Below are 25,831 nucleotides of genomic sequence, written 5' to 3' on the forward strand. Positions count from 1 at the left end.
TATAAATGCGAGTGGATGCGAGACAGGGACGAAGGCACGCCAGCCGAAACGCGCTCGTCGGGAGAGTCCCGCCGAGCATGTGGCGTCGCGCACTTTGTGCGTCGCGCCTGACTGCCTGTGGCGAGCTTATGTCTCATTCTTCGCGCAATCATCTTTTGGATAGATAACCCATGGATTGGGACGCTTATCTCTCGATCGCCGTCGTCGTGGCGGTACTCGCAGGGCTCGTACTGACGCGCGTCGCCCCCGACGTGATCCTCATGGCGGCCCTGGCAACCCTTGCCATCACTGGCGTACTGACCCCCGTCGAGGCCCTGCAGGGCTTCGCCAACCCGGGGGTGATGACCATCGCCACCCTCTATGTGGTCGCCGCCGGGCTCAAGGAGACCGGTGCCGTCCAGTTCATCGCCCACCGGCTGCTCGGTCAGCCGGCCACGCTTCGACGCGCCCAGCTGCGCATGCTGGTACCGGCCGGCGGCCTCAGCGCCTTCATGAACAACACCACCGTGGTGGCGATGTTCATTCCCGCCGTTCAGGAGTGGGCCTACCGGCTCAAGCTCCCTCCCTCCAAGCTGTTACTCCCCCTGAGCTATGCCGCCATCCTCGGCGGCACCTGCACGCTGATAGGCACCAGTACCAACCTGGTGGTCGATGGCCTGCTGCAGAGCGAGCGCGGCATCGCCCTCGGCATGTTCGAACTGGCCTGGGTGGGCGTGCCGCTGCTGGTGATCGGCGGCGGCTTTCTGTGGCTGTTCGCCGGGCGGCTGCTGCCCGATCGGGAGAGTGTCATCGAGCAGTTCGACCAGGCCCGCGAGTATTGCGTGGAGGTGGTGGTCGAATCTGCTGGCCCGCTGGTGGGCAAGAGCATCCAGGAAGCCGGGCTGCGCCACCTGCGCCATGGTTACCTCGCCGAGATCCAGCGTGGCGACAGACTGCTGACCGTGGTCTCGCCGGATACCGACCTCCAGGCTGGCGATATCCTGATGTTCATCGGCGCCCCCGAGTGCGCCCGCGAGCTCCGTCGCGTGCATGGCCTGAAGCCCGCCAACGGCGACGTGCACAAGCTGGATGTGGCCCATCATCGGCGCTGCCTGGTGGAGGCGGTGATCGGCCCGGACTTCGCCGGCCTGGGCCAGACGATTCGCGAGTCGCGCTTCCGCTCGCGTTTCCAGGCGGTGATCCTCTCCATCTCCCGTGAGGGCCGGCGCCTGCCCGGCAAGGTGGGCGACATCAGGCTGAAGGTGGGCGACACCCTGCTGCTGGAGACGGCCCAGGATTTCGTCGACCAGTACCGCTACCGCAAGGACTTCCTGCTGGTCAGCGCGCTGCATGACTCCACGCCGCCGGATTATCGCAAGGCGCCGCTGGCGCTGGGCATCCTGGGGCTGATGGTGTCGCTGAGTGCCTTCGGCGTGCTGAGTATCCTGGAGGCGGCGATGCTCGCCGCGGGCGGCATGCTCACTAGCCAATGCATCACCCCCAGCAAGGCTCGTCGCTACGTCAACCTGCAGGTGCTGATCGTGATCGCCGCCTCCTTTGCCCTAGGCGCCGCCATGACCGAGACCGGCGCGGCCCGATCCATCGCCTCGCTGCTGGTAGGCGGTGTGACCGCTCCCTGGTTGGCACTGGCGCTGGTCTATGCGCTCACGGTGCTGTTCACCGAGCTGATCACCAACAACGCCGCCGCCGTGCTGATGTTCCCCATCGCCAGCGCTGTCGTCGATCAACTGGGCGTCGACTTCATGCCGTTCGCCATCGCCATCATGGTCGCCGCCTCCGCCAGTTTCATGACCCCGCTGGGCTACCAGACCAACCTGATGGTCTACGGCCCCGGGGGTTATCGGTTCAGCGACTACCTTCGTATCGGCTTCCCGTTGAGCGTGCTGGTCGGTGTCACCGCCGTTGCCCTGATCCCCATGGTCTGGGCATTTTAAACCCCATACTTCAAACGCCGAACCCTACTAAACCACATGCCCCAAACCCCACTATGCTAACCAAGCTCTCACAACGCCTTAAGGGCAACCTGATTCTCCCCCTGGCCCGCACTTTCATCGCCCGTGGCATCGCCGCTCTGGGGGGGCTCCTGCTATTGATGGTGCTCGGTCGCCTGTATGGCCCGGTGGGCGTCGGTGTCTTCGCCCTGGCACAGAGTGTCTATCTGGGTGCCGGCATCCTGGCCCGCTATGGCATGGACAACGCCCTGATGCGCTACGTAGGGCAGGACCACGCCTCCAGCGCAATCAAGACCTACCTGCGCTGGGCCGTGACCCGGTCCTTCGGTCTGAGCCTATTGGCGGCGGTGATGGTCTTCCTGCTGCGCAACCATTTCGCCGCCTGGTTCGATGCCCCCATGCTCGCGGGTGTACTGCCCGGCATCGCCCTGACCATCCCGGCCTTCACCGTGGCCTTCGTGCTGGGCGGATTCATGAAGGGCATCCGTAGACCTGCTACAGCCTGCCTACTGGAAAACGGCAGTATTTCTCTGATTGCTAGCGTCCTTGTGCTGGTTCTGCATCTCCTCTCGTCGTTGGGTATCGCTAATGCCGGCTGGGCCATGGCCCTGGCCGCCTGGCTGGTGTTGGGGCTGGGCGCCTGGCATGCTCGGCGCTGGTTTGCCCAGCAGAGCTTGCAAGTTGCACACAAGCCGACAACGCGTCAGGAGTTCGCGGAGAGTTCTCGTGCTTTCTTCGTGATGAGCCTCGCCCAGTTCATGCAGCAAGTCCTCGGCATCTTGATAGCTGGCTGGTTGCTGGGTAGCGCCGAGCTGGGGCTCTTCCGGTCCGCCGAACGCTCGGCCTTCCTGATCACCTTTATCTTGTTGGTCATCAATGCGGTACTCCCCCCGCGATTCGCCACTTTGTATCGGCAGGGCAACCTTGTCGGCTTGAATGCCTTGGCACGCAAGGGGGCTCTGCTGGGGGTGGCCATGGCCTCGCCTTTGCTGCTGGTTTGCCTACTGGTGCCACACTGGGTACTAGGCCTGTTTGGTCCAGAGTTCTCTGAGGCTGCCAACCTGCTGCGTATCATCGCCATGGCACAGCTGGTCAACGTGGCCACCGGCTCAGTGGGCTTTCTACTCAATATGACCGGGCATGAGAAGCTGATGCGGAACATCGCCCTGAGCTGTAATGCCTTGGGTCTCGCCATGTTCTTTATCCTGATTCCCTTGCTGGGTGCCTTGGGTGCCGCCGTGGCTTTGGCGCTGGTTCTGGTGTTGCAGAACCTTACCGCGTTGGTGTTCGTGTGGCGCAAGCTGGGTATCTGGATGCTCCCCATTCCCAATATTCTCAAATGGATGCAAATCGATCGCCAGGAGGCACTGTGATGAAACGCCCAAACCTTGAACAACGCCAGGCCTTGCTCACCGGCGTGGAAGCTGCCGGGTGGAAGGTGCTGGAGGTTTACCGCCGAGACTTCGACGTCGAGACCAAGGAAGACGAGAGTCCGCTGACAGAGGCCGACATGGCATCTCACCATGCCCTGGTGGCCCTGCTAGAGGGGATGACTCCCGAGTTACCGACCCTCTCCGAAGAGTCCGCCGAGATTCCGTTCTCTACCCGCCAGTCCTGGGAGCGCTACTGGCTGATCGATCCGCTGGATGGCACCAAGGAATTCATCAAGAAGAACGGAGAGTTCACCCTCAATGTGGCGCTGATCGAAAACGGCGTCCCAGTGTTCGGCATCGTGCATGCGCCGGCACTCGGGGTGAGCTGGTGGGGCCAGGTAGGCGAGGGCGCCTGGAAGGTGCAGGGCAACCAGTCCACCGCGATACAGGTGCGGGATCTCCCCGATCCCGAGCAGGCACCATGGAAGGTGGTGGGTAGTCGTTCCCATGGTTCCGAGGAGTTCGAGGCATTCTGTTCTCGTCTGCCACATCACGAACGCGTTTCCATGGGCAGCTCGCTGAAACTGTGCCTGGTCGCCGAGGGTGAGGCCGATTTATATCCCCGATTGGCGCCTACCTGCGAGTGGGATACCGCCGCCGCCCAGGCTGTGGTCATCGCTGCCGGCGGGGAAGTCCTGAATGCCCAGACATTCGAGCCGCTGCGCTGTAACCAGCAGGACAGCGTGCTCAACCCGTTCTTCATCGTCTGTGGACAGCGTGACGAGCGCTGGGAAGAGGCACTTCACGCGAGTCTGAAGAAGTAAGATAAAAGAAAGAAGGAGAAGGTGTTTCTTATCTCTTCGGCCGCGAAGCGGCGTCTTCCCTCTGATCGCCGATACATCCACTTTTTGAGGTCACTGTTATGCCTGAATTATCCGCCGAGAGGCAGACTCATCTGAAACAACTCGAAGCCGAGTCGATTCACATCATCCGTGAGGTGGCCGCCGAGTTCGCCAACCCGGTGATGATGTACTCCATCGGTAAGGACTCCTCGGTGATGCTTCACCTGGCGCGCAAGGCCTTCTACCCCGGAACGCCCCCGTTCCCGCTGATGCACGTCAACACCACTTGGAAGTTCCGCGAGATGATCGAGTTCCGCGACCGCATGGCCGCGGAAGCCGGGATGGACCTCCTCGAGCACATCAACGAGGAAGGGCGCGAGGCCAACATCAACCCCTTCGATCATGGCAGCGCCAAGTATACTGATATCATGAAGACCGCGGCGCTCAAGCAGGCGTTGGACAAGCACGGCTTCGACGCCGCCTTCGGCGGGGCGCGACGCGACGAGGAAGCCTCACGGGCCAAGGAGCGGGTCTACTCCTTCCGCGACAAGCACCACCGCTGGGACCCCAAGAACCAGCGCCCGGAGCTGTGGAGCGTCTACAACGCCAAGGTCAACAAGGGCGAGTCGATCCGTGTCTTCCCACTCTCCAACTGGACCGAGCTGGATATCTGGCAGTACATCTACCTGGAATCGATCCCCATCGTGCCCCTGTATTTCTCGGCACCGCGCCCGGTCGTTGAGCGCGACGGCATGCAGATCATGGTCGACGATGAGCGGCTGCCCCTCGAAGAGGGCGAGGTCCCTGAGGAGAAGTGGGTGCGCTTCCGCACGCTCGGCTGCTACCCCCTGACCGGCGCCGTGGAATCCAGGGCCGCGACCCTGCCCGAGATCATCCAGGAGATGCTGCTCACCCGCACCAGCGAACGCTCCGGCCGCGCCATCGACCACGACCAGGCCGGCTCGATGGAGAAGAAGAAGCGTGAGGGGTACTTCTAAGCGCGCGAATGGTCGTTGAAACCAAGGAAATCGCCGCCATGCTGTCAGGACTGATTCGCAAGCAGTCCGACTTCGACGCAGGCTGATCGGGTTTCCTTCCTTCTTCCCTTATCTCTCTTCTCTCTTATATCTAAGGTCATGACATGTCCCACCAATCTTCCCTGATCGCCGACAACATCGAGCAATACCTCCACGAGCACGAGAACAAGGACCTGCTCCGCTTCATCACCTGCGGCAGCGTCGACGACGGCAAGTCGACGCTGATCGGCCGGCTGCTTCACGACTCCAAGATGATCTACGAGGATCAGCTGGCCGCCATCACCCAGGCCTCGAAGACCAGCGGCACCACTGGCGACGCCGTGGACCTGGCGCTGCTGGTCGACGGGCTGCAGTCCGAGCGGGAGCAGGGCATCACCATCGACGTGGCTTACCGCTTCTTCTCCACCGACAAGCGCAAGTTCATCATTGCCGATACGCCCGGGCATGAGCAGTACACCCGCAACATGGCCACCGGTGCCTCCACGGCCAGCCTGGCGGTGATCCTGATCGATGCCCGCCACGGCGTGCAGACCCAGACGCGCCGGCACAGTTACATCGCCGACCTGCTGGGCATCCAGCACCTGGTGATCGCGGTCAACAAGATGGACCTGGTCGACTATAGCCAGGAACGTTTCGAGGAAATCGTCGCCGAGTACCAGAGCTTCGCCGAGAACCTCAACGCTTGTGACATTCGCTTCGTGCCGCTCTCGGCGCTGGCGGGCGACAACGTCGTCAACGAAAGCACCAGGATGCCCTGGTTCCATGGTGAGCCGCTCCTCTCGTTGCTGGAGACCGTCGAGATCGCTCATGACAGCAATCTCTCCGACCTGCGGTTACCAGTGCAGTACGTCAACCGCCCCAATCTCGACTTCCGCGGCTACTGCGGCACGTTGGCGTCGGGCATCCTGCGACCCGGCCAGGATGTCAAGGCACTGCCGTCGAAAAAGACCTCCAAGGTTTCCCGCATCGTCACCTTCGACGGCGACCTGGAAGCGGCCTATCCCGGCCAGGCGATCACCATGACCCTGGAGGACGAGCTCGACATCTCCAGGGGTGACTGGATTGTCGCTGTAGATGCTGAAGTACCTCTCTCTAACGCTTTCGAGGCCGATATCGTATGGATGCACGAGGTACCGCTGGAGCCAGGCCGTCTCTATGACTTCAAGCTGGCTACCCGGGATCTCTCCGGGCAGGTCCAGTCCATTGTGCATCAGGTCGATGTCAACACCCTGGCGCACAAGGAGGCGGAGCGGCTGGAGCTGAACGCCATCGGCCGCTGCCTGGTGGAGCTGACCGCCGAAGTGACGGTGGACGACTACCGTAAGTGCCCAGGCACCGGCAGCTTCATAGTTGTCGACCGGCTGAGCAACATCACCGTGGGGGCCGGCATGATCCGTGGCGTGTCGCAGGGCAGTGGGCAACTCGCCGGCAAAGTCGACTGGGAGGCCTTCGAGGTTGACCTTAATGCTCTAATCCGCAAGCATCTCCCTCACTGGGAAGCAAAGCATATTCATGACCTATTAGAGTGACAAACTCTAGGAAAGGTAGTGTGAATTAACTTAAAGCTGTTTTGGTGGTCTAAAGCTTCGTACATTTGCAGACTAATAGTTGATACTAATAATGGTCCCTATTTTTATATTTTCTCTTCCAAGATCTGGGTCTACACTGTTGCAAAGATTGATCAATAAGAGTGATCAAATCGCAACGTCCCCAGAGAGTTGGCTTTTCATAACGACCCTGTCCTGTAGAAGTGAGTTGATAAATAGTTATTCTGTTTACAGTTCTGTGCATGCAAAAAATGCTATCAACGATTTTATAAAAAACTACGTTGGGGAGTCTGAGTTTAATAGTAAGTGTAAAAATTTCTTCAATGACGTGCTCCAAGTGGCAGCTAAAGATAAGAGTTTTTTCATTGAAAAAACCCCAAGGAATTTGTTTGTCGCAAAAGATATTATGAGCATCTATGGAAATGGCGCCAAGTATCTATGTTTGGTTAGAAACCCTGCAGCAATCGCATGTTCTATGATTTCAACCTGGGGTAAAGGGAGGTGGAACATATATGCTTTCGAGCAAGACTTTATGCTTGGAATTGATTGCATGATAAAGGTGATGAGTAAAGATGCATGCTTGTCAATAAAATATGAAGATTTGTTAAGTTTCGAAGATCAGGAGACAGAAAGGGTTTCACGGTATTTAGGGATAGGGCTTTCTGAACTTAAAGATAAAAAAATTGAAGTTATTGAAGGCAGGATGGGTGATCCTGTCGGCCAGTATAAATATAGTAAAATTGAAAAAACAAGGAGTAGTGAATGGAAGAAGACGATAAATACATTTACAAAAGTGGCTATGCTGAAAAGTTTGATTAGGCGAATCGGAAACGACAAGCTGGAGAAATTAGGGTACAGTTATGCTGAAGTTTTAGAAAGTATTAAAATACATGGAAAGTATTCGGCGAGAGATGAGGTATTTGATGCCTCGCTGGTCGTTTATGGTGTTTTATATAAGATTTTTCAGCCGTTTATTTTAAAAGAAGTGATTGTTAATAAATTGAGGTTTGCCCTGAGGTGAATGATGAAGAAATATGCAATTGGGCTTATATATATTTCCTTAAAGCTAGTTTCGGTGATGCCTAGTCATCATGTCAGGGATTTTTTTTATAAATCCATGAGGTTGAAAAAAAGTAAAAGGTCAGTGATATATTCAGGTGTTGAGATTAGAAATCCATGGAAGATAACGATTGGAGAGAATTCAATAATAGGCGAAGGATGTCTTTTGGACGGAAGAAGAAAAATTGAAATTGGAAAGAATGTAAACATTTCCTCGGGAGTATGGATCTGGACGCTTCACCATGATTATAATTGTCCAAGCTTCTCAGCTATAGGTAGTAAAGTGACAATAGGTGATAGAGCATGGGTTTGTGCGAGGGCTACAATATTGCCAGGTGTTACTGTTGGTGAGGGGGCAGTAGTTGCTGCTGGAGCAGTTGTTACAAAAGATGTCGCAGCATATTCGGTTGTAGCTGGTGTACCTGCAAAAGAAGTTGCTGAAAGACGTCAAGACCTAACGTATCAAACGGGATACCGAATACCTTTTATATGATATGAAAATCGATAATTTGTTCTTTGCAAAAGCTTCCTTCTTTCTAGCGATTATATATTGCCTTGACCCAACAGGAAGAGGTTGGGGTACAGATAATATATTTATTCTAAAATTTTCACCTGTTTTGTTTTTGTTTGTGTTTTTTTGCGCCAATGCGCTGAAAAATATTGAGCTTCAGAATAGGAAGGCTGTAAAAAAATATCAAATCCCTTACTACATAATAACATTTGTTATGTTGTTCGGCTCTCTATTAGCATATTTTGAATATGGCCAAGTTAGTTCCTCATTTCTTTCAAGAGGTTTGTTGATAGCGCTTGTCTGTGTATCGTTCTTCCACTTGCCATTTAATCAGTTGGATGATCTTGTAAGCTTTTTAGGGAGGTTGTCATTTTACTCGTTGTTCTTTATATCATCTATGGTTGTTTTAAGTAAGCTTAATGTCAATGGGTTTTCAAATTTCAAAAACATATATCACGAAGAAGTTTCAATCATTTTCTTTGCTGGGCTATTTGCTTTTTTGTCAAAAAGCAACACTATCAAAGTGTTGGGTGTACTGTTAGCTATTGTTGCCTTGGGACTATCGGGTAAAAATACAGGCTACTTAACTTTAATGATTCTCTTAGTATACGTTTTTCTGGCAGTCTTAATGTATACAAAGAAACAGCAAAAATTATTTGTTACTTATATTATCGGTGCTTTGCTTATTTTTATGGCAGGTGCCGCCTTCATAGTTGTTTATTTTTATTCGCAATACTTGCCTTCAGGCTCTCCTGGGGTGCGCCTTGTAACTTATAATGAAAGGTTCAATCAGTTTTTGAGCAGTCCATTTGTGGGAGAATTTTTCACATTGAACATGTTGTTTGAGCTGCCTACTAAAAAAGGGAGTATTGTGGTTCCTTCTCACTCTGATTTGTTAGATATAGTTGCTGCAGGGGGTATAGTCACAATATATTATTTTATAGCCAAACCTGTGCTTTTATCTATATGGATGTCAATCAAATGTGTTATTGAGAAGAGGGGAGATAAAAATATATTGTTGGTTTCAGGGTTGTTTTTATCTAGTTTTATAGCCCTTTCCTTTAACCCGATCATCAACCAACCACGGCTTGCTATATTTCTTTGGTTTTCATTGATTTATGTGCTTAGAAGGAATAAAAGTTATGAAAATTCTAGTCTCCGGGATGCATAGGAGTGGAACGACTCATTTGGGTAATCTACTTCACGTGGCAAACCCTGCTCTTGGGTTATTGCATGAGCCTGCTAACAAATTCTTGGGAGTGAAAGAAATAAACCATTGGTATCCTGAAGTTAATGAAATTAATATGCCATCATGCTTTATCGAGAAGCTTTTTTCATTAAAGTTTAATAGAAGGAAGTGGCCTAAAAATGGCAATGAGAGCTTTTTTCGAACGTTAGGTAGAACGCTTGGAGGTGGAGAGTTTGTAAAAAGTGTCAGGGCGTCTAAAAAAATGGCAGGAAATGGGTTGATTATTAAAGACCCATTCTTGATGAATTTCTCACCACTGATGATTGAGCATGATATTCAAGTGGTAATAATTTACAAGCACCCTTTGTCAAACTTGTTCTCTATCGAGCGACAGCAATGGGATGTTCAGTTAAGGGATTTTTCGGAAAAGTATAAGTACTACCATGAAGAGCTAGAAGGACAACTAATAAAAGAGTTTTCTTTAAGTCAAGCAAAAATTCTAACTTTGTGGTACTATCTGCACAGGAATTTAATGGATAAGTACAATGAAAATATTGCAATTGTTTCTCATTCAGATTTTTGCAATAGCCCCAAGAAAGTAGTGAGCTTGTTGCATAAAAAAGGCTTTATAAAAAGTCATGAGCGGGCATTAGGCTATATAGATAAAACTATGCTCGTCGAAAGAAAAGAAAGGAATAATAAGCTTCATGACTTTGTTAGAAGTTCACAGGCCGTCGATGAAAAATGGAGAAGAACTTATAGCGAAGAACAGATAAGTGTTATTGATAACGTCTTTGGCGAGCTTATTAAGGAGCTTGATAACCAAAAGGTAAGCATATGATAACAATAATAACTGTCACGTATAATAATCTTGAAGGATTGAAGAGAACGGCTAGTAGTATAATCAGTCAAAGTTTCCAAGGGTTTTTTTGGGTTATCGTTGATGGTCTTTCAAGCGATGGTACAGCACAGTATATAGATGAGCTAAGCGTGCAGTGTTCTGGCAAAATATTAGCTGTGTCAGAAAAAGATTCTGGTCTTTACGATGCCATGAATAAAGGTTTACGTTTAGCTCCAAGTGACGGGCATATAATTTTTTTAAATTCTGGAGATAGTTTTTATTCAAATGATACGCTGTTATATGTATATGACAGCGTGATATCTAAGAAAAGTGTAAAGCTTATCGCTGGAGAGAGTGTAAGATATAGTAATAATGCTGAGATCAAAAAAAAACCAAAATCTATCGAAAAGTTGAATTATGGAATGTTTTGTGAGCACCAAGCAGCTTTCTTTGAAGCTGGGCTAGCGAAGTCGACTCTTTACGATACAAGATATTCATTGTCAGCGGATTACGATTTCTTTATCCAGGTTACAAAAAAAATCGAGAAAGATGATGTTTCTTTCATTGATTTCCCGGTGTGTTATTTTGAATTTGGTGGTGTTTCTTACAAGAAAAGATCTGAGGCAATACTGGAAGATGCCTTAATAAGAATAAGAAGATATGACATGGGTTTTTTAAAGTCATTTTTCGTCTGTTTCATACAATATTGGAATCATCGTGTTAAAAAAAAGCTTGGGGTTATAAGGTGAATAAGTTTGGTAGTGAAAAAATATTCGGCATTGATGTTTTCTCTGGAGAATATGGTGAGTTTTGTGACTTAGTGATTGATGAAGCTGCAAAGCTCAAAAGGCGAACGGTTTTTACACCGAATTCCGATTTTATAGTTAGAGCCAACCATGATAAAGAATTCAGAGAGGTTTTAAAAAGAAGTGATTTCATTGTAGCTGATGGCTACCCTTTAGTGTTAGCTCATAGGATGAAAAATTTCTTATTTCATTGCTCTAGTCAAAAGCCCCTTCAGCGTATTACAGGATCCTCTTTGACCTATGACTTGTCATTAAAAGCAGTGCGCTTAGGCCTCAGGGTTGCATTTGTTGGCGGGGATAAAGGCGTGGCTGAAAAAGCAGCTTCCAAGATTTTATCTGAATCCAATGGGGGTGGTCATAATGTGATGACATATTTCCCACCTTTTGGATTTGAGTCCAAAGTGGATGAGAATAAATTTGTAATTAACGCTATTAATGATTTTAGGCCTCATCTTTTATTTGTTGGTTTAGGTTCTCCGAAACAAGAAAATTGGATCGACAAATACAAGAGGAGTATGGATTTTGGTGTTGCTTTTGGAGTTGGGGCGTCTTTTGACTTTATCGCTGGAACTAAAGCAAGAGCTCCTGCGTGGATTCAGAACGTTGGGATGGAGTGGGTTTGGAGACTATTGCAAGAACCGAGACGTCTAGGGAAGAGGTATTTCTCTCTTATGCCTGTTTTTTTTGTCCTGTTTTTAAAGGAAGTGACTTTAAGGAGTAAAAGATGAGTTCTTTCAAAAAGGCGCTTATTACTGGTGTTACAGGCCAGGATGGCTCTTATTTGGCTGAATTTTTACTGGCCAAAGGTTATGAGGTGCATGGAATTAAGCGACGTGCATCACTTTTTAATACTGATCGAGTTGATCACTTGTATCAGGATCCTCATGTTTCAAATAGAAACTTTGTGTTGCATTATGGTGACTTGTCTGACTCGTCAAATTTGACGCGTATTCTTTCGGAAGTGAAGCCGGATGAAGTCTATAACTTAGCTGCTCAGTCTCACGTGGCAGTGAGCTTCGAGTCCCCAGAGTATACTGCTGATGTCGATGCGCTCGGTACACTGCGGTTGTTGGAAGCAATTCGCTTCCTTGGGTTGGAGAAAAAAACGCGATTTTACCAAGCCTCAACCTCCGAGCTATATGGGCTAGTGCAGGAAACACCTCAGAAGGAAACGACACCGTTTTACCCTCGATCTCCTTATGCCGTTGCCAAGCTCTATGCTTACTGGATTACTGTTAACTATCGTGAGTCTTATGGGATGTATGCCTGCAATGGCATCCTGTTCAATCATGAATCGCCGCGTCGTGGGGAAACATTCGTTACCCGCAAGGTAACACGGGGGCTGTCGAACATCGCTCAAGGCCTCGAGCAGTGCCTGTATATGGGCAACATTGACGCACTGCGTGACTGGGGCCATGCTCGAGACTACGTGGAGATGCAGTGGATGATGCTGCAGCAGGAGGAAGCTCGCGACTTCGTGATCGCTACCGGCAAGCAGATTTCGGTTCGTGAGTTCATTCGTCTGACAGCAAAAGAGCTGGGCATCACGCTGCGCTTCGAAGGCGAAGGCGTCGAAGAAAAGGCCATCGTCGAGCAGGTATTTGGCGACAAGGCACCGGCGGTCAAGAAGGGCGACGTAGTCGTGGCTGTGGATCCGCGTTACTTCCGCCCCGCGGAGGTCGAGACCCTGCTGGGCGATCCGACCCAGGCCAAGGAACTACTGGGCTGGGAGCCGGAAACCACCGTCGAGGAGATGATCTGCGAGATGGTCGCCAGTGACCTCGACGCTGCGAGGCGCCATGCCCTGCTCAAGTCACATGGCTATGACGTCCAAGTCGCCAGGGAGGCTTGATGCCATGACCATGGAGAGGAAACGGATATTTGTTGCCGGGCATAGAGGCATGGTCGGCTCGGCCATCGTACGTCAACTGGCTGTACATGACGATGTCGAGCTGATTACGCGAGACCGTCATGAACTGGACTTGATGTCCCAGGCCGCAGTGGACGAGTTCTTCAGCACGGCGCAGGTAGATGAGGTCTACCTGGCCGCCGCCAAGGTAGGCGGCATCCATGCCAACAACAACTACCCGGCGGACTTCATCCACGACAACCTCGTGATGGAGGCCAATATCATCGGCGCGGCCCATCGTTATGGGGTGCAGAAGCTGCTGTTTCTGGGATCCTCGTGCATCTATCCCAAGTTCGCCGAACAGCCGATTCGTGAGGATTCGCTGCTGACCGGTGAGCTGGAGCCCACCAACGAGCCCTATGCCATCGCTAAGATCGCCGGCATCAAGCTGTGCGAGAGCTTCAACCGCCAGCATGGCCGCGACTACCGCAGTGTGATGCCTACGAACCTCTATGGCCCTCACGACAACTTCCACCCCGAGAATTCGCACGTAATCCCGGCGTTGCTGCGCCGCTTCCATGGGGCGAAGGTCAATGGCGACGCGGAGGTCTCGGTGTGGGGCAGCGGCAAGCCGATGCGCGAGTTCCTGCACGTAGATGACATGGCGGCGGCCAGTGTACATGTGATGGAGCTCGATGGTTCGACATACGAGGCGCATACCCAGCCCATGCTGTCGCATATCAACGTCGGCACCGGGGTGGACTGCACCATCCGCGAGTTGGCGGAAACCATCGCCCGCGTCGTGGGCTTCGAGGGGGAGGTCACCTTCGATACCAGCAAGCCGGATGGCACGCCCCGCAAGTTGCTGGATGTTTCGCGACTCAAGAACCTGGGTTGGCAGGCAAGCGTCTCGCTGGAGGAAGGCTTGCGCGATGCCTATGACTGGTACGTCAACAATGTTGAGCAGGCGCGGGTATTCTGATAAGAGCAAGGCTAGTTGAACGCAAAATTTAGCTGTGAACTTTTGATGTCACCTAATTTGGAAACTCAGCTGAATCAGCTTATGAGCAGTTTTTCAGCCTTAGTGTTTCTCAATGTGGCTGAATAACGAAACACTCCGGCTAGTGGTGGGCTCATCCCCTTAGTATCCGTTGATTTAGTCGTGGCGAGTCAAGAGGAGAACATTCTTCTTGGCCAGCGATTGAACCGACCGGCGTAGGGTTACTGGTTCGTGCCGGGCGGACGCATCCTCAAAGGCGAAAGTCTGGACCAAGCCTTCGAGCGTCTGATCCAGCACGAGCTGGATGAAGCCTTCTACCGTGATAGTTCATGGCTGTTGGGAGTATACCAGCACTACTATTCGGATAGTGTCTTTGGTAGTGCGGGCAATCCCAGCAGCCACTATGTCGTGTTGGGCTACCAACTGGCGCTTGGCGCCGGAGAAGCGGTGACCCCCCGCTGGAGCAACATGGTCGATACCGTTGGTGGTCGGCGGATGATATGCGTAACAATGCCGACGTCCATGACAATACGTGCGCCTATCTGGGCGCACTAGCTGAACATCGAGTGAAAGGAGGCCAAGTATGTTAACCCCCGTGATCATGGCTGGTGGTACCGGCTCGCGTCTGTGGCCGCTGTCGCGTCAACTCCGTCCCAAGCAGTTCCTGAGCTTTACTGATGAAGCGACCATGCTGCAGCAGACGCTTTCACGCCTACAAGGGCTCAATCAGCAGTCACCCATCGTGATCTGCAACGAGGAGCATCGCTTTCTCGTGGCGGAGCAATTGCGCCAGATCGGCGGTGAAGGCGGGCGCATCCTGCTCGAACCGATGGGCCGCAACACCGCGCCGGCCATTGCCCTGGCGGCCATTGCCGCCACTCAGCAAGGCAAGGATCCCTTGTTGTTGGTACTGGCTGCCGATCACCTGATCCAGGATGTCGAGCGCTTCCATGCCTGTATCGAGCAGGCCATCCCGCTCGCAGAGCAGGGGCACCTGGTGACCTTCGGCGTGGTGCCGACGCATGCCGAGACCGGCTATGGCTACATTCACCAGGGGGCAGAGCTTGGCCAGGGCTTCAAGGTCAAGTGCTTCGTCGAGAAGCCGGATGCCGATACCGCCGCCACATACCTGGCCAGCGGCGAGTACCTGTGGAACAGCGGGATGTTCCTGTTCCGGGCAAGCCGTTATCTGGAAGAACTGGAGCAGCATCAGCCGGCGATGCTGGAGGCCTGCCGCGCCGCCATGGGGGATACCGCAGACGACCTGGACTTTACCCGCGTCTGCGCCCAAGCCTTCGCCAAGTGCCCGGATGACTCCATCGACTATGCGGTGATGGAGAAGACCGACAAGGCCGCGGTGGTGCCGCTGGATGCGCGCTGGAGCGATATCGGTTCCTGGTCATCGCTGTGGGATGTCAGCGACAAGTGTGATGCCGGCAACAGTTGCCATGGCGATGTGCTGCACGAGGAGACTCGCAATACGTTGGTGCGGGCGGACAGTCGCCTGGTGGCCACGGTAGGCATCGATGACCTGGTGATCATCGAGACCAAGGATGCCGTGCTGGTGGCCCACAAGGACAAGGCCCAGGACGTCAAGAAGATCGTCCAGCGGCTGAAGGAGCAGCAGCGGCCGGAGTTCGTGAATCATCGCGAGGTCTACCGCCCCTGGGGCATCTACGACTCCGTGGACAATGGTGAGCGCTACCAAGTCAAGCGCATTACCGTCAAGCCGGGGGCCAAGCTGTCGGTGCAGATGCACCACCACCGTGCCGAACACTGGATCGTGGTCTCCGGCACGGCGGAGGTAACCAATGGCGAGAATACCTACCTGGTCAGCGAGAACGAGTCCACCTATATCCCCATTGGCCAGGTCCATGCACTGAAGAACCCCGGCGTAATACCGCTGGAGCTGATCGAAGTGCAATCCGGCTCTTATCTAGGGGAGGACGATATCGTGAGACTCAAGGATAACTACGGACGCGCTTGATATCCCCGATGACAGTAGCGGTTGGCCACTAGTTATCGTCTTATCTTCCTTCTTCCTTCTTCCTTCTTCCTTCTTCCTTCTTCTGTCTTATAGTTGTAACGAGGGATCGTATTATGGCGTCAAATACCGTTTGGCATGCCCACAAGGTATGCCGCGACAGCCGTGAAATTTTGAATGACCACAAAGCTTGTTTGCTGTGGTTCACCGGATTGAGTGGCTCGGGTAAGTCCACCGTTGCCGGTCTGGTGGAGGAAAAGCTCCACGAAATGGGGAAGCGCACCTATTTGCTTGATGGCGATAATGTGCGCAATGGCATGAATCGGGACTTAGGTTTTACCGACTCGGACCGTGTCGAGAATATCCGCCGGATCGGCGAGATGTCCCGCCTGTTTGTGGATGCCGGCATTATTACCCTGTCGGCATTTATCTCGCCGTTCCGCTCCGAGCGACGCAGCGTGCGCGAGCTGATGCCAGAGGGGGATTTCATCGAGGTATTTGTCGACTCCCCACTGGCCACCTGCGAGCAGCGCGATCCCAAGGGACTGTACCAGCGGGCGCGTCAGGGCGAGATCCAGAACTTCACCGGGATCGACTCACCCTACGAGACGCCGGAGCAGCCCGAGATTCATGTGATCAATAACGGCATCACGCCGGAGGAGGCAGCCAACACCGTCATCGATTACCTGCTAACCCACGGCTACATCTAACAGTTATGAAAACCCGTTAGGGCGCAGGGCAGGCAAAATTAGGATAATACAAGGAGGGCCTGATGATGGACTATCTCTCAGCGGGAGACACCTTGCGTGCATCTGAGGCGAAGGGGCTACTGCAGCGGCATTCATCACACCTGGGAATGGCGCAGCGACATTTGGATGCGATCCTGATCATCGGCGGGGCACTGGTGATGGGGCGTTTTTATTCCACGGCTATCGGCCTGGAATGGCAAGTACTCTACGGGTGCCTGGGCTGGATCCTCTACCGTGCAGGGGCTGGCACCAGTAATTTCTATGGGTCATGGCGTGTGCATACACTGGCACGTGAGTTGTCCCGGGTTGGCATGTTGTGGGGGCTGGTGATTGCCTTGGTCGTAACGCTGGCCTTGTTCGCTTTCGGCCGATACCACCACATCAATGGCTTCCTGCTGCCCTGGGGCGTGGCGGTCGGCCTGGGCATGCTGTTCTACCGCAGTGCCCTGCGCGTCTGCCTGCACCGACTGCGCGAGATGGGCTTCAATATTCGTCGGGTGGCTGTCGTTGGTTGTGGGACAATGGCGGACCGGTTGATCCGTGACTTCGAAGCCGCTCCCTGGATGGGGTTCCGTGTGGCCGGCCAGTTTGTCACGCGACATACCCTTCAGAGAGAGAGCGACAGCCCCAGCGAACGGCTCGCGCGCCTGCGGGAGGTGCAGGAAGTCATCGACTATGCGCGCAGTGGCAAGATCGATCGTCTCTACATCACCTGGGGCATGAATCGTGAGCCGGATATCCGCAAGCTGATCGAGGCGCTCTCCGACAGCACCGTGTCGCTGTATCTGGTGCCGGACCTACTGGTGGCGGACCTGATGTACTCGCGGATCGAGCCGGTCAATGGCGTCTTGACCGTCAGCATCTACGATACGCCTGCGCAAGGGCCTTCCGGTTCCCTGAAGCGCATCGAGGATATCGTGGTGGGGGCGTTGATCCTCTCGCTGATCGCCATACCCATGCTGGTGATCGCCTTGGCGGTAAAGCTCACATCCAAGGGGCCGGTGTTCTTCAAGCAGAAACGATACGGCCTGGATGGACGCTCGATCGAGGTCTACAAGTTCCGCTCCATGAAGGTCATGGAGAACGGCGACAAGGTGGTGCAGGCCAAGCGCGGTGATGATCGCATCACTCCCGTGGGCGCCTTCCTGCGCCGGACTTCGCTGGATGAGCTGCCCCAGTTCATCAATGTGCTGCAGGGGCGGATGTCCATCGTCGGCCCCCGTCCGCATGCGGTGTCGCACAACGAGGAATACCGAGGCTTGATCCGCGGCTACATGCTGCGCCACAAGGTCAAGCCCGGCATCACCGGCTGGGCGCAGATCAACGGCTGGCGAGGCGAGACGGATACCCTCGAGAAGATGCAGAAGCGGGTGGAGTTCGACCACGAGTACATTCGTCAGTGGAGCCTGCTGTTTGATCTCAGGATCATCTTCCTGACTATCTTCAAGGGCTTCATCAACAAGAATGCCTACTGACACGCCCGCCAATCGCTGGCCATTGTGGTTGCTTGGCTTGGCGCTGTTGGCGTTCCTCGCTGGTGGCCTGATTCCCGGCGCGCTGCGAGCCGCCATCGAGCAGCGCCTGCACCTGCCGTTTGCCGTGCCGCCAGTGGCTCATTTCCTCCTCAGTGGCGTGATGGCCGCCGGCCTGCGCTGGTGCCGGCCGTACTGGCCACTGGCCGTGGTACTCATGGTGGTGCTGACCATTGGCGGCCTGGCGGAGGTCGCCCAGGTGTGGGTGCCGGGCCGCCAGCCGAGTTGGGGCGATATGGGGCTCGACCTGGCGGGGGCGGTAGCAGGGGTAGTGGTCATAGTTTTGACCAGGCGCCTGGGGGCATTACTCGCCCGGTGAACCGGGCGCCCATGGCCGCCATGATTTTGGCTCCTGAAGCCATCTGTCAGTGAACCTGCCTTGGTTACATTAGGGTTTTGGCTCGATGGAACAGGGCTCGAGGCCTTCGTTGACATTTTTTGTAACGATGTGGAAGAAGAATGACGGAAGAGGGCTCTTGCAAAAGGTAAGCACCGAATCCGCCCAACGGAGTGGTCGCTTGCCGAGGCGGACCCTTACCCCTCACGCCTCACTCCACACTCCGTACTTTCTTCCACTCCCCACGCACACCGCACCCCAAACGAACCGCTTGCAGTGAATCCATCATGGAGGAAGGACACATGGAACCAATTCCGGCTTCGATCTTTCGAGCCTATGACATCCGCGGAATCGTCGGCGATACGCTGCGCCCGGCGTGGGTGGAACTGATCGGCCGCGCCATCGGCTCGGAAGCCGCGGCGCGTGGCGAGGCGACGGTCGTCGTCGCCCGCGACGGGCGTCTCTCCGGTGAGGAAATGTGTGCGGCGCTGGTGCGCGGTCTGCGCGCGGTGGGGCGCGATGTCATCGACATCGGCATGGTGCCCACGCCCACCCTGTACTTCGCGGCCAAGACGCTGGAGGGCACCGATTCGGGCGTGATGGTCACCGGCAGCCACAACCCCGCCGACTACAACGGCTTCAAGACGGTGCTGGCCGGGGAGTCGCTCTCCGGCGAGGCCATCACCGCCCTCTACCAGCGCATCCAGGACAACGACTTCGTCGCCGCCGAGGAGGCGGGGGGCTATCGCCAGCTCGACGTCCGCGAGGCCTATCTCACGCGCATCCTCGACGACGTCCAGCCGGCCCGGCCGCTGCGGGTGGCGATCGACTGTGGCAACGGGGTGACCGGCGAGCTCGCGCCGCAGCTGTTCGAGCGGCTGGGCTGCGAGCTGACCTCGCTGTACACCGAGATCGACGGCACCTTCCCCAATCACCACCCGGATCCGGGCAAGCCCGAGAACCTCGCGGACCTGATCCGTTGCGTGAAGGAGGGCCGCGCCGACCTGGGCCTGGCCTTCGACGGCGACGGCGACCGGGTGGGGGTGATCACGCCCAGCGGTGCGCTGATCTACCCGGACCGGCTGATGATGGCCTTCGCCGAGGACCTGCTGTCGCGCAACCCGGGCGCGCGCATCCTCTTCGACGTCAAGTGCACCGGCAACCTGGCCAAGGTCATCGAGCGCGCCGGTGGCGTGCCCGAGATGTACCGCACCGGCCACTCGCTGATCAAGGCGCGCATGAAAGAGAGCGGGGCGCTGCTGGCCGGCGAGATGAGCGGGCATATCTTCTTCACCGAGCGCTGGCTGGGCTTCGACGACGGCCTCTATGCCGCGGCACGCTTGGTGGAGGTGCTGGCCAACCAGGAGCTCGATGCCGACGCCTTCTTCGCGCGCTACCCCCAGGACGTCAGCACCCCCGAGGTGAACGTCTCGGTCACCGACGAGAGCAAGTTCGCGATCATCGCTCGCCTCACCGAGGGCGATTTCGGCGGCGGCGTGATGAACACCCTGGATGGCGTGCGCGTCGACTACGACGACGGCTGGGGCCTGTGCCGGGCCTCCAACACCTCGCCGGTGCTGGTGCTGCGCTTCGAGGGCAAGGACGAGCCGGCCATGTCGCGGATCCGCGAGCGCTTCGTCGCCAACCTGACCGAGGCGATGGGCGAGGCCCCGGCGCTCTCCGCCCATTGAGCCCAGCGTATCGCCTGCAGCGTTCGATGCCTCGGCCGCGCCCTTGGGGGCGGCCGGGATGAGTGTCACTCGATAGGAGGCTTTACCCATGAATCCCTTACGCAAGGTCGTGATCCCGGTGGCCGGCTTCGGTACCCGCCTGCTGCCCATCAGCAAGTCGATTCCCAAGGAGATGGTGCCGGTAGTCGACCGGCCGATGATCCAGCACGTGGTCGACGAGGCGCTGGCCGCGGGCCTGAACGAGGTGGTGCTGATCACCCGCGGCGGCAAGTCGGCGGTGGAGGATCACTTCGATACCCATTTCGAGCTCGAGGCGAGCCTCGAGGCCAAGGGCAAGGAGGCCCTGCTCGACGAGCTGCGCGCCATCGCCCCGCCGGAGCTCAAGCTGACGGTGATCCGCCAGCCCCAGGCGCTGGGCCTGGGCCATGCTGTGCACTGCGCGGCGCGGATACTGGATGACGGCGAGCCGTTCGCGGTGATCCTGCCCGATGTGCTGATCAAGCCGCGCCCGCAGGAGACGGCGGTCGACCTGCAGGCCATGGCGGCCAACTGGGAGGCCACGCAGCGTGCCCAGGTGATGGTCGAGGCGGTGGCGCGGGACGAGGTGCAGCGTTACGGCATCGTCGACTGTGGCGGCGACGAGCCCAGGGCCGGCGAGGCGCGCCCGATGCGCGGGGTGGTCGAGAAGCCCGCTCCCGAGGCGGCGCCGTCGCGGCTCTCCGTAGTGGGGCGCTATATCCTGCCGTATCGCATCATGACCCTGCTCGAGGATCAGCCGCCCGGCGCGGGCAACGAGATCCAGCTGACCGACGCCATCGAGCGGCTGATCCAGGAGACCCGCGGCGTGGATGCCTTCCGCATGCGCGGCCGCTCCTTCGATTGCGGCCACATCGCCGGCTGGTTGCAGGCCAACGCGGTACTGGCCAGGGAAGCCGGTTACGTCGAGGACCTCGGCGAGCTAGCCGAGACGACGACTGCCTGATCGTGTCCTCGTGGAGGTAATGACGATTGCTGGTCGGTAGCGAGTGCCGTGACTCGGCCGGCCAGCGGAAAGACGTGAACGCTCCAATCCGCTGCGACGCGGCGGTTGCATTGCCGCCGAGCTGACCAAGTACGCGGCCAACGCCATGCTCGCCACCAAGATCAGCTTCATGAACGAGATCGCCAACCTGGCGGAGCGCCTGGGGGCGGACGTGGAGCAGGTGCGTCGTGGCATCGGCAGCGACCCGCGCATCGGCTATCACTTCATCTATCCCGGTTGTGGCTATGGCGGCTCCTGCTTCCCCAAGGACGTCCAGGCGCTGGCACGCACCGCCGGCGAGGTGGATTACCCCGCCGAGCTGCTCACCGCGGTGGAGACGGTCAACAACCGCCAGAAGGGTACCCTCCATGCCAAGCTGGCGCAGGCCTTCGACGGCGACCTGAACGGCAAGACCATCGCCCTGTGGGGCCTGGCCTTCAAGCCCAACACCGACGACATGCGCGATGCCCCCAGTCGCGCCCTGATGGAGGCGCTGTGGGCGGCCGGTGCCAGGGTACAGGCCTTCGACCCGGAGGCCATGAAGGAGTGCCGGCGGATCTATGGCGAACGCGACGACCTGGTGCTGGTGGCCGACCGCATCCAGGCGGTGAAGGGCGCGGATGCGCTGGTCATCTGCACCGAATGGAAGGAGTTCCGCACCGTCGACTTCGCCTGGCTGAAGCAGCAACTGGCCATGCCGGTGGTGATCGACGGCCGCAACCTCTACGAGCCTGCCGCCGTCAAGCAGGCCGGGCTGCTGTACTACGCCGTCGGCCGTGGCGACTCATTGATGGCGGTGTGATTCCTCCGCCAGGTGGCATCCGCCATCTTGCGATCGGTGATGCCTCTGCCGCGGGGAGGCGAGGTAGATCCGGTCGTGACGGACTGAGCGGTGGGGGCCATGAGGGCTACCCCGTTGCCGCTCAGTGGATCGATCTGACGGATTCGTGATCAAGGGAGTGAACATGGACGAACAGACCGTATCGCCACGCGCGAGCGCCGGCGAATCCCAGGGATGGCGTGAACGCCTGGCCGACAAGGCCGAGGCGTTGCAATCGACCCCGCTGGCCATGTGGCTCGATGAGGACTCCCCGGCATGCCGGGCGCGGGCCGAGGCCCTGAGCTGGCAGTGGGGCCCGCTGACGCTGGACGCCAGCAAGCAGCGCCTGGATCAGGAGACGCTGCAGCTGCTGCTCGACTGGGCCGAGAGCCGTGAGCTCCATCGCTGGCGCGAGGCGCTGTTTGCCGGGGAGATCGTCAATCCCTCAGAAGGCCGCCCCGCCTGGCATGCCGCCTCGCGCTGGGGGCGGGAGTGCCCGCCGCCGAGCGGCAGTGAAGCGGCCGTTGCCGAGGCGCAGGCTCAACACCGCCGGATGGCGGAGATCGTGGCGTGCATCCGGAACGGGCGCTGGCAGGGGGCGACCGGCCTGCCGATCCGCCACCTGGTGCATATCGGCGTGGGCGGTTCCGACCTCGGCCCGCGGCTGGTCAGCGAGGCCCTGGCCGAAGCGGGGGCGGCCGGCGCCATCGGGGTGCATTTCGTCTCGAGCATGGACGGGGGCCAGCTGCTGCCGCTGATGGAGCGCCTGGACCCGGCGGCCACCCTGCTGGTGGTGGCCTCCAAGTCCTTCACCACCGCGGATACGAGTTTCAACCTGCGCACGGCGCTGACCTGGCTGGAGGAAGCGCTGGCGACCGATGAGGCCGAGATCCGGCGTCATCAGCTCGTCGGCGTGTCCGCCCATCCCGAGCGCATGGCGGCCTTCGGCATTCCCGAGGCCCACCAGCTGACCTTCAGCGAGGGCGTCGGCGGGCGCTTCTCGCTGTGGTCCGCCATCGGGGTGAGCCTGGCGGTACGGATCGGCATGCCGGCCTTCGAAGGGTTGCTGGAAGGGGCCCATGCCATGGACCGGCACTTCCTGGAAGCGCCGAGCCGCGAGAACCTGCCGGTGCTGAGCGCGGTGATCGGGGCCTGGAACAGCCAGTTCCTGGGCATTCCCAGCCATGCCATCCTGCCCTATGACAGTCGTCTGGCCTCGCTGCCGGCGTACCTGCAACAGCTGGAGATGGAGTCCAACGGCAAGAGCTGCATGCGGGACGGGCGGCCGGTGGAGAGCGCGACCTGCCCGATCCTGTGGGGCGAGGTCGGCCCCAATGCCCAGCACGCCTTCTACCAGCTGTTGCATCAAGGCAGCCATACGGTCAGCGCCGAGCTGTTGGCGGTCGCCCACCGGCATGGGGCCTGGGGCGGTCGCCTCGTGGCACGCCTGCGCGATCAGCAGCGCCTGACGCTGGCCAACTGCCTGGCGCAGTCGCAGTTGCTGGCGCTGGGCGACGAGGCGATTCCCGCCTCCCTGCAAGGCTTTCTCGCCCAGGGGTATCGGGGCAATCAGCCGCATTCCGTGTGGCTGCTGGAAGCCCTGACGCCCCAGGCCCTGGGCAGCCTGCTGGCGCTGTACGAGCACAAGGTGTTCGTGCAGTCGCTGCTGTGGGGGCTCAACCCCTTCGACCAGCCCGGCGTCGAGCTGGGCAAGCGCCTGGCCAGCTCACTCTATCGACGTCTCGGCGAAGAGGCCGTCGCGCCGGAGGAGACCGTTCGCGATATCGCGACCGAGCGCCTGGTGTCGCGGCTGACCGGCGTCATGGCGCCCTGAGCACGCCCCCCTTCGCCGACGCCCGGCTCAGTGCCCTGAGCCGGGCGTCGGCGTGTCTGGGGGCCGAGCCGGCCAGGTGTCGCGCTGGCCGGAGAGCAGTAATCGGTGCCTGTCCCTCGTTACTCAGCATGCCTGCTGATGAGATCTTTGGTCTGTATGGTGGGATTGAGCTTGATGGTCTCAGAGTGTTCGCTGGGAAGCGAAGAGAGCCAGCGCCTATTGGGCCATATTCGCTTTTAAGAGCTCATCAAGCCATTCCGGTGCCAGGGCTGTGATGAGCTCTCTCGCGAGCGGTTCAGGCATGTGGAGCGACTCGATGGCATGCTTGATATGTGCATGATGACGCGCCTTTAGATCCCTGAGTGCTTCGCCCAAGGCGGTGGCAATCACTCGCTGCCCGTACTCATCGCATGCAATCTCCCATGCCGATGGAGGGATCTGGCCCCATTCGCGACGCATCATGCATAGATCCAGGATATCCTTGATGTGATTCTGATATCTATCGGCATTGGCCGTCAATTTGGTTGCAAAGCAGCCTTCGTGGTTCACGCAGGGGATGGGGAAGCATGTCTGTTGGGTGTCGGGCAGCAACCTGTCATTGGCAAAGTTGATGATTTCGAGCTTGATGGGGCGCTGTGGGCCATCCAGTAAGGCACGAATGGCATCCCGGTCAGCACGAATGTCCCGGTTGTCCCAGAGCGGCAACTTCTCTCCTTGGCGTAGTAGCTTGCCAAAGCTGATGTTTGTCACTGTGGATCTAGCGGCCCGATAAGCCTCCTTGCCGATACAAAAAAGGTCGATATCCACCGATTCACGAAATTCGTCGAGTTCGAGTGCAATACGTGTATCTCCTCCGAACAGGATGTGGCTATCGCGGAGGAAATCAGGGTCAAACCGGGAGAGGAGCGCACCAATGGCTTGGTGGTGGGGGCGTGTAAACATCATGCCACGAGCATATGGCCGTGGCCGTAAGTCCGGGCCAGCTCGGCAATCAGGGTGCGCTCGTTGTCGAGTAGGCGATCTTGCGCCACGAAACGCCATCTCTCTTCATAGAGATGGAAGGCCACCTCGGGGTTGATATAATCGTCGGCACGGTCCCAAAGGATGGCATCGAGTTCGGGATAATCGCGTCGATTGATGAGAGCGGGTTTCATAGGTTCACCAGTGAAAGACTGGGTGATGCTTCTAACTCCTTGATATTCTAGTCTCCTGCAGGCAGGGCGTCAAAACGAGCCTAGCCCCTCAGGTCAGGGGCATCATGACACGCTAACCCCTATGGCGTCGATGCCCTTTCCGCCTTGAGGCGCGGGGTGTCGTCGCTCCTTGACGCGGTTTACCCCTCCCTATCGACAGCACCCGGCTCTGGTTGGCCGGGTGCTGTCGTTTGGGCGGGGTGATGGTCGAGGCGGTGGCGCCGGAGGAGGTGCAGCGCTACGGCATCGTCGACTGTGGTGGCGACGAGCCCAGGGCCGGCGAGGCGCGCCCGATGCGCGGCCGTTCCTTCGACTGCGGCCACATTGGCGGCGGGCTGCAGGCCAACGCGGTGCTGGCCAGGGAAGCCGGTTACGTCGAGGACCTCGGCGAGCCCGCCGAGACAACCGCCTGATCGTTCCTCGTGTGTGTACGAACGGTGATCGACGGCCGCAACCTCTACGAGCCTGCCGCCGTCAAGCAGGCCGGGCTGCTGTACTACGCCGTGGGCCGCGGGGCATCACTACGGGCCGTGTAACCGATAGTGACAGCCGGGGTGGTCTGCGAGTGGCCCTGTAGCCTCGGGGGCTGCCCTCGATCATCCCTCAGTGAACCAAAACGCCCGATCCTTCCTGGATCGGGCGTTTTGGTTTCTGGGCCTTGGCT

24 protein-coding genes and 1 pseudogene are annotated in these 25,831 nt (G+C 57.1%); 23 read left to right on the top strand and 2 right to left on the bottom strand.

Going from position 1 to position 25,831, the window contains the following annotated elements:
• Nucleotides 1–170 precede the first annotated feature (170 nt).
• The 22 genes and pseudogenes from FHR97_RS02855 (at nucleotide 171) to pgi (ending at nucleotide 23,974) form a co-directional block, all read left to right on the top strand.
• The gene (locus FHR97_RS02855) at nucleotides 171–1,934 is read left to right on the top strand and encodes an SLC13 family permease (protein WP_183382233.1); all 1,764 of its coding nucleotides are present in this window, start codon (nucleotides 171–173) and stop codon (nucleotides 1,932–1,934) included.
• Nucleotides 1,935–1,987: 53 nt separating this feature from the next.
• Nucleotides 1,988–3,325: a lipopolysaccharide biosynthesis protein gene (locus FHR97_RS02860; RefSeq protein ID WP_183382234.1), complete on the top strand. Its 1,338-nt coding sequence runs from the start codon at nucleotides 1,988–1,990 to the stop codon at nucleotides 3,323–3,325.
• On the top strand, nucleotides 3,325–4,149 hold the full coding sequence (gene cysQ / locus FHR97_RS02865) for a 3'(2'),5'-bisphosphate nucleotidase CysQ (RefSeq protein ID WP_183382235.1): 825 nt from the start codon (nucleotides 3,325–3,327) through the stop codon (nucleotides 4,147–4,149). The genes FHR97_RS02860 and cysQ overlap by 1 nt, the downstream gene beginning before the upstream one ends.
• A 98-nt stretch (nucleotides 4,150–4,247) precedes the next feature.
• A complete protein-coding gene (cysD, locus tag FHR97_RS02870; protein ID WP_183382236.1) occupies nucleotides 4,248–5,165 on the top strand; it encodes a sulfate adenylyltransferase subunit CysD in 918 nt (305 codons plus the stop codon).
• 143 nt (nucleotides 5,166–5,308) lie between these two features.
• Nucleotides 5,309–6,733, top strand: a complete 1,425-nt coding sequence (gene cysN, locus FHR97_RS02875) for a sulfate adenylyltransferase subunit CysN (protein ID WP_183382237.1) — start codon at nucleotides 5,309–5,311, stop codon at nucleotides 6,731–6,733.
• Nucleotides 6,734–6,824: 91 nt separating this feature from the next.
• Nucleotides 6,825–7,772 carry a sulfotransferase family protein gene (locus FHR97_RS02880; RefSeq protein ID WP_246403682.1) on the top strand — a complete coding sequence of 316 codons (948 nt, stop codon included), beginning with the start codon at nucleotides 6,825–6,827 and terminating at the stop codon, nucleotides 7,770–7,772.
• Between the two features lie 3 nt (nucleotides 7,773–7,775).
• Complete coding sequence (locus tag FHR97_RS02885) at nucleotides 7,776–8,303, top strand: acyltransferase (protein ID WP_183382239.1); 528 nt, start codon at nucleotides 7,776–7,778, stop codon at nucleotides 8,301–8,303.
• A 1-nt stretch (nucleotide 8,304) separates the two neighbouring features.
• A complete protein-coding gene (locus FHR97_RS02890; protein ID WP_183382240.1) occupies nucleotides 8,305–9,492 on the top strand; it encodes a hypothetical protein in 1,188 nt (395 codons plus the stop codon).
• The gene (locus tag FHR97_RS02895) at nucleotides 9,464–10,351 is read left to right on the top strand and encodes a sulfotransferase domain-containing protein (protein ID WP_183382241.1); all 888 of its coding nucleotides are present in this window, start codon (nucleotides 9,464–9,466) and stop codon (nucleotides 10,349–10,351) included. Before FHR97_RS02890 ends, FHR97_RS02895 begins: the two co-directional genes overlap by 29 nt.
• On the top strand, nucleotides 10,348–11,100 hold the full coding sequence (locus tag FHR97_RS02900; protein ID WP_183382242.1) for a glycosyltransferase: 753 nt from the start codon (nucleotides 10,348–10,350) through the stop codon (nucleotides 11,098–11,100). The genes FHR97_RS02895 and FHR97_RS02900 overlap by 4 nt, the downstream gene beginning before the upstream one ends.
• Nucleotides 11,097–11,885 carry a WecB/TagA/CpsF family glycosyltransferase gene (locus tag FHR97_RS02905; protein ID WP_183382243.1) on the top strand — a complete coding sequence of 263 codons (789 nt, stop codon included), beginning with the start codon at nucleotides 11,097–11,099 and terminating at the stop codon, nucleotides 11,883–11,885. Before FHR97_RS02900 ends, FHR97_RS02905 begins: the two co-directional genes overlap by 4 nt.
• Nucleotides 11,882–13,009, top strand: a complete 1,128-nt coding sequence (gene gmd / locus FHR97_RS02910) for a GDP-mannose 4,6-dehydratase (RefSeq protein ID WP_183382244.1) — start codon at nucleotides 11,882–11,884, stop codon at nucleotides 13,007–13,009. Before FHR97_RS02905 ends, gmd begins: the two co-directional genes overlap by 4 nt.
• Before the next feature lie 4 nt (nucleotides 13,010–13,013).
• On the top strand, nucleotides 13,014–13,988 hold the full coding sequence (gene fcl / locus FHR97_RS02915) for a GDP-L-fucose synthase (protein WP_281380443.1): 975 nt from the start codon (nucleotides 13,014–13,016) through the stop codon (nucleotides 13,986–13,988).
• A 249-nt stretch (nucleotides 13,989–14,237) separates the two neighbouring features.
• Nucleotides 14,238–14,561 (top strand): NUDIX hydrolase, encoded by a 324-nt coding sequence (locus FHR97_RS20125; RefSeq protein WP_221187647.1) that lies wholly within the window; start codon nucleotides 14,238–14,240, stop codon nucleotides 14,559–14,561.
• Between the two features lie 28 nt (nucleotides 14,562–14,589).
• Nucleotides 14,590–15,993 carry a mannose-1-phosphate guanylyltransferase/mannose-6-phosphate isomerase gene (locus tag FHR97_RS02920; protein WP_183382245.1) on the top strand — a complete coding sequence of 468 codons (1,404 nt, stop codon included), beginning with the start codon at nucleotides 14,590–14,592 and terminating at the stop codon, nucleotides 15,991–15,993.
• Between the two features lie 113 nt (nucleotides 15,994–16,106).
• Entirely contained in the window at nucleotides 16,107–16,700 is a 594-nt protein-coding gene (gene cysC, locus FHR97_RS02925; RefSeq protein ID WP_183382246.1) for an adenylyl-sulfate kinase, read from the top strand.
• Nucleotides 16,701–16,762: 62 nt separating this feature from the next.
• Nucleotides 16,763–18,214: an undecaprenyl-phosphate glucose phosphotransferase gene (locus FHR97_RS02930; RefSeq protein ID WP_281380444.1), complete on the top strand. Its 1,452-nt coding sequence runs from the start codon at nucleotides 16,763–16,765 to the stop codon at nucleotides 18,212–18,214.
• A 46-nt stretch (nucleotides 18,215–18,260) separates the two neighbouring features.
• Nucleotides 18,261–18,590 (top strand): VanZ family protein, encoded by a 330-nt coding sequence (locus FHR97_RS02935; protein WP_183382247.1) that lies wholly within the window; start codon nucleotides 18,261–18,263, stop codon nucleotides 18,588–18,590.
• A gap of 320 nt (nucleotides 18,591–18,910) precedes the next feature.
• On the top strand, nucleotides 18,911–20,299 hold the full coding sequence (locus FHR97_RS02940; protein WP_183382248.1) for a phosphomannomutase/phosphoglucomutase: 1,389 nt from the start codon (nucleotides 18,911–18,913) through the stop codon (nucleotides 20,297–20,299).
• A gap of 88 nt (nucleotides 20,300–20,387) precedes the next feature.
• Entirely contained in the window at nucleotides 20,388–21,281 is an 894-nt protein-coding gene (locus tag FHR97_RS02945) for a UTP--glucose-1-phosphate uridylyltransferase (protein ID WP_183382249.1), read from the top strand.
• 112 nt (nucleotides 21,282–21,393) lie between these two features.
• Nucleotides 21,394–22,122, top strand: a pseudogene (locus FHR97_RS02950) (UDP-glucose dehydrogenase family protein); the annotation flags it as partial.
• Between the two features lie 163 nt (nucleotides 22,123–22,285).
• On the top strand, nucleotides 22,286–23,974 hold the full coding sequence (pgi, locus tag FHR97_RS02955; protein ID WP_183382250.1) for a glucose-6-phosphate isomerase: 1,689 nt from the start codon (nucleotides 22,286–22,288) through the stop codon (nucleotides 23,972–23,974).
• Nucleotides 23,975–24,190: 216 nt separating this feature from the next.
• Here pgi and FHR97_RS02960 read toward each other — a convergent pair whose 3' ends face one another.
• Together FHR97_RS02960 and FHR97_RS02965 are read right to left on the bottom strand one after the other, a co-directional pair.
• Entirely contained in the window at nucleotides 24,191–24,916 is a 726-nt protein-coding gene (locus tag FHR97_RS02960) for a nucleotidyl transferase AbiEii/AbiGii toxin family protein (protein WP_183382251.1), read from the bottom strand.
• Complete coding sequence (locus FHR97_RS02965; RefSeq protein WP_183382252.1) at nucleotides 24,916–25,128, bottom strand: hypothetical protein; 213 nt, start codon at nucleotides 25,126–25,128, stop codon at nucleotides 24,916–24,918. Before FHR97_RS02965 ends, FHR97_RS02960 begins: the two co-directional genes overlap by 1 nt.
• Nucleotides 25,129–25,358: 230 nt before the next feature.
• Between FHR97_RS02965 and FHR97_RS02970 the strand changes: the two genes are divergently transcribed.
• Nucleotides 25,359–25,580 carry a hypothetical protein gene (locus FHR97_RS02970; RefSeq protein ID WP_246403685.1) on the top strand — a complete coding sequence of 74 codons (222 nt, stop codon included), beginning with the start codon at nucleotides 25,359–25,361 and terminating at the stop codon, nucleotides 25,578–25,580.
• The last annotated feature ends 251 nt before the right edge of the window (nucleotides 25,581–25,831 follow it).

This window comes from Halomonas stenophila, assembly GCF_014192275.1.
In the GTDB taxonomy this organism is placed as follows: domain Bacteria; phylum Pseudomonadota; class Gammaproteobacteria; order Pseudomonadales; family Halomonadaceae; genus Halomonas; species Halomonas stenophila.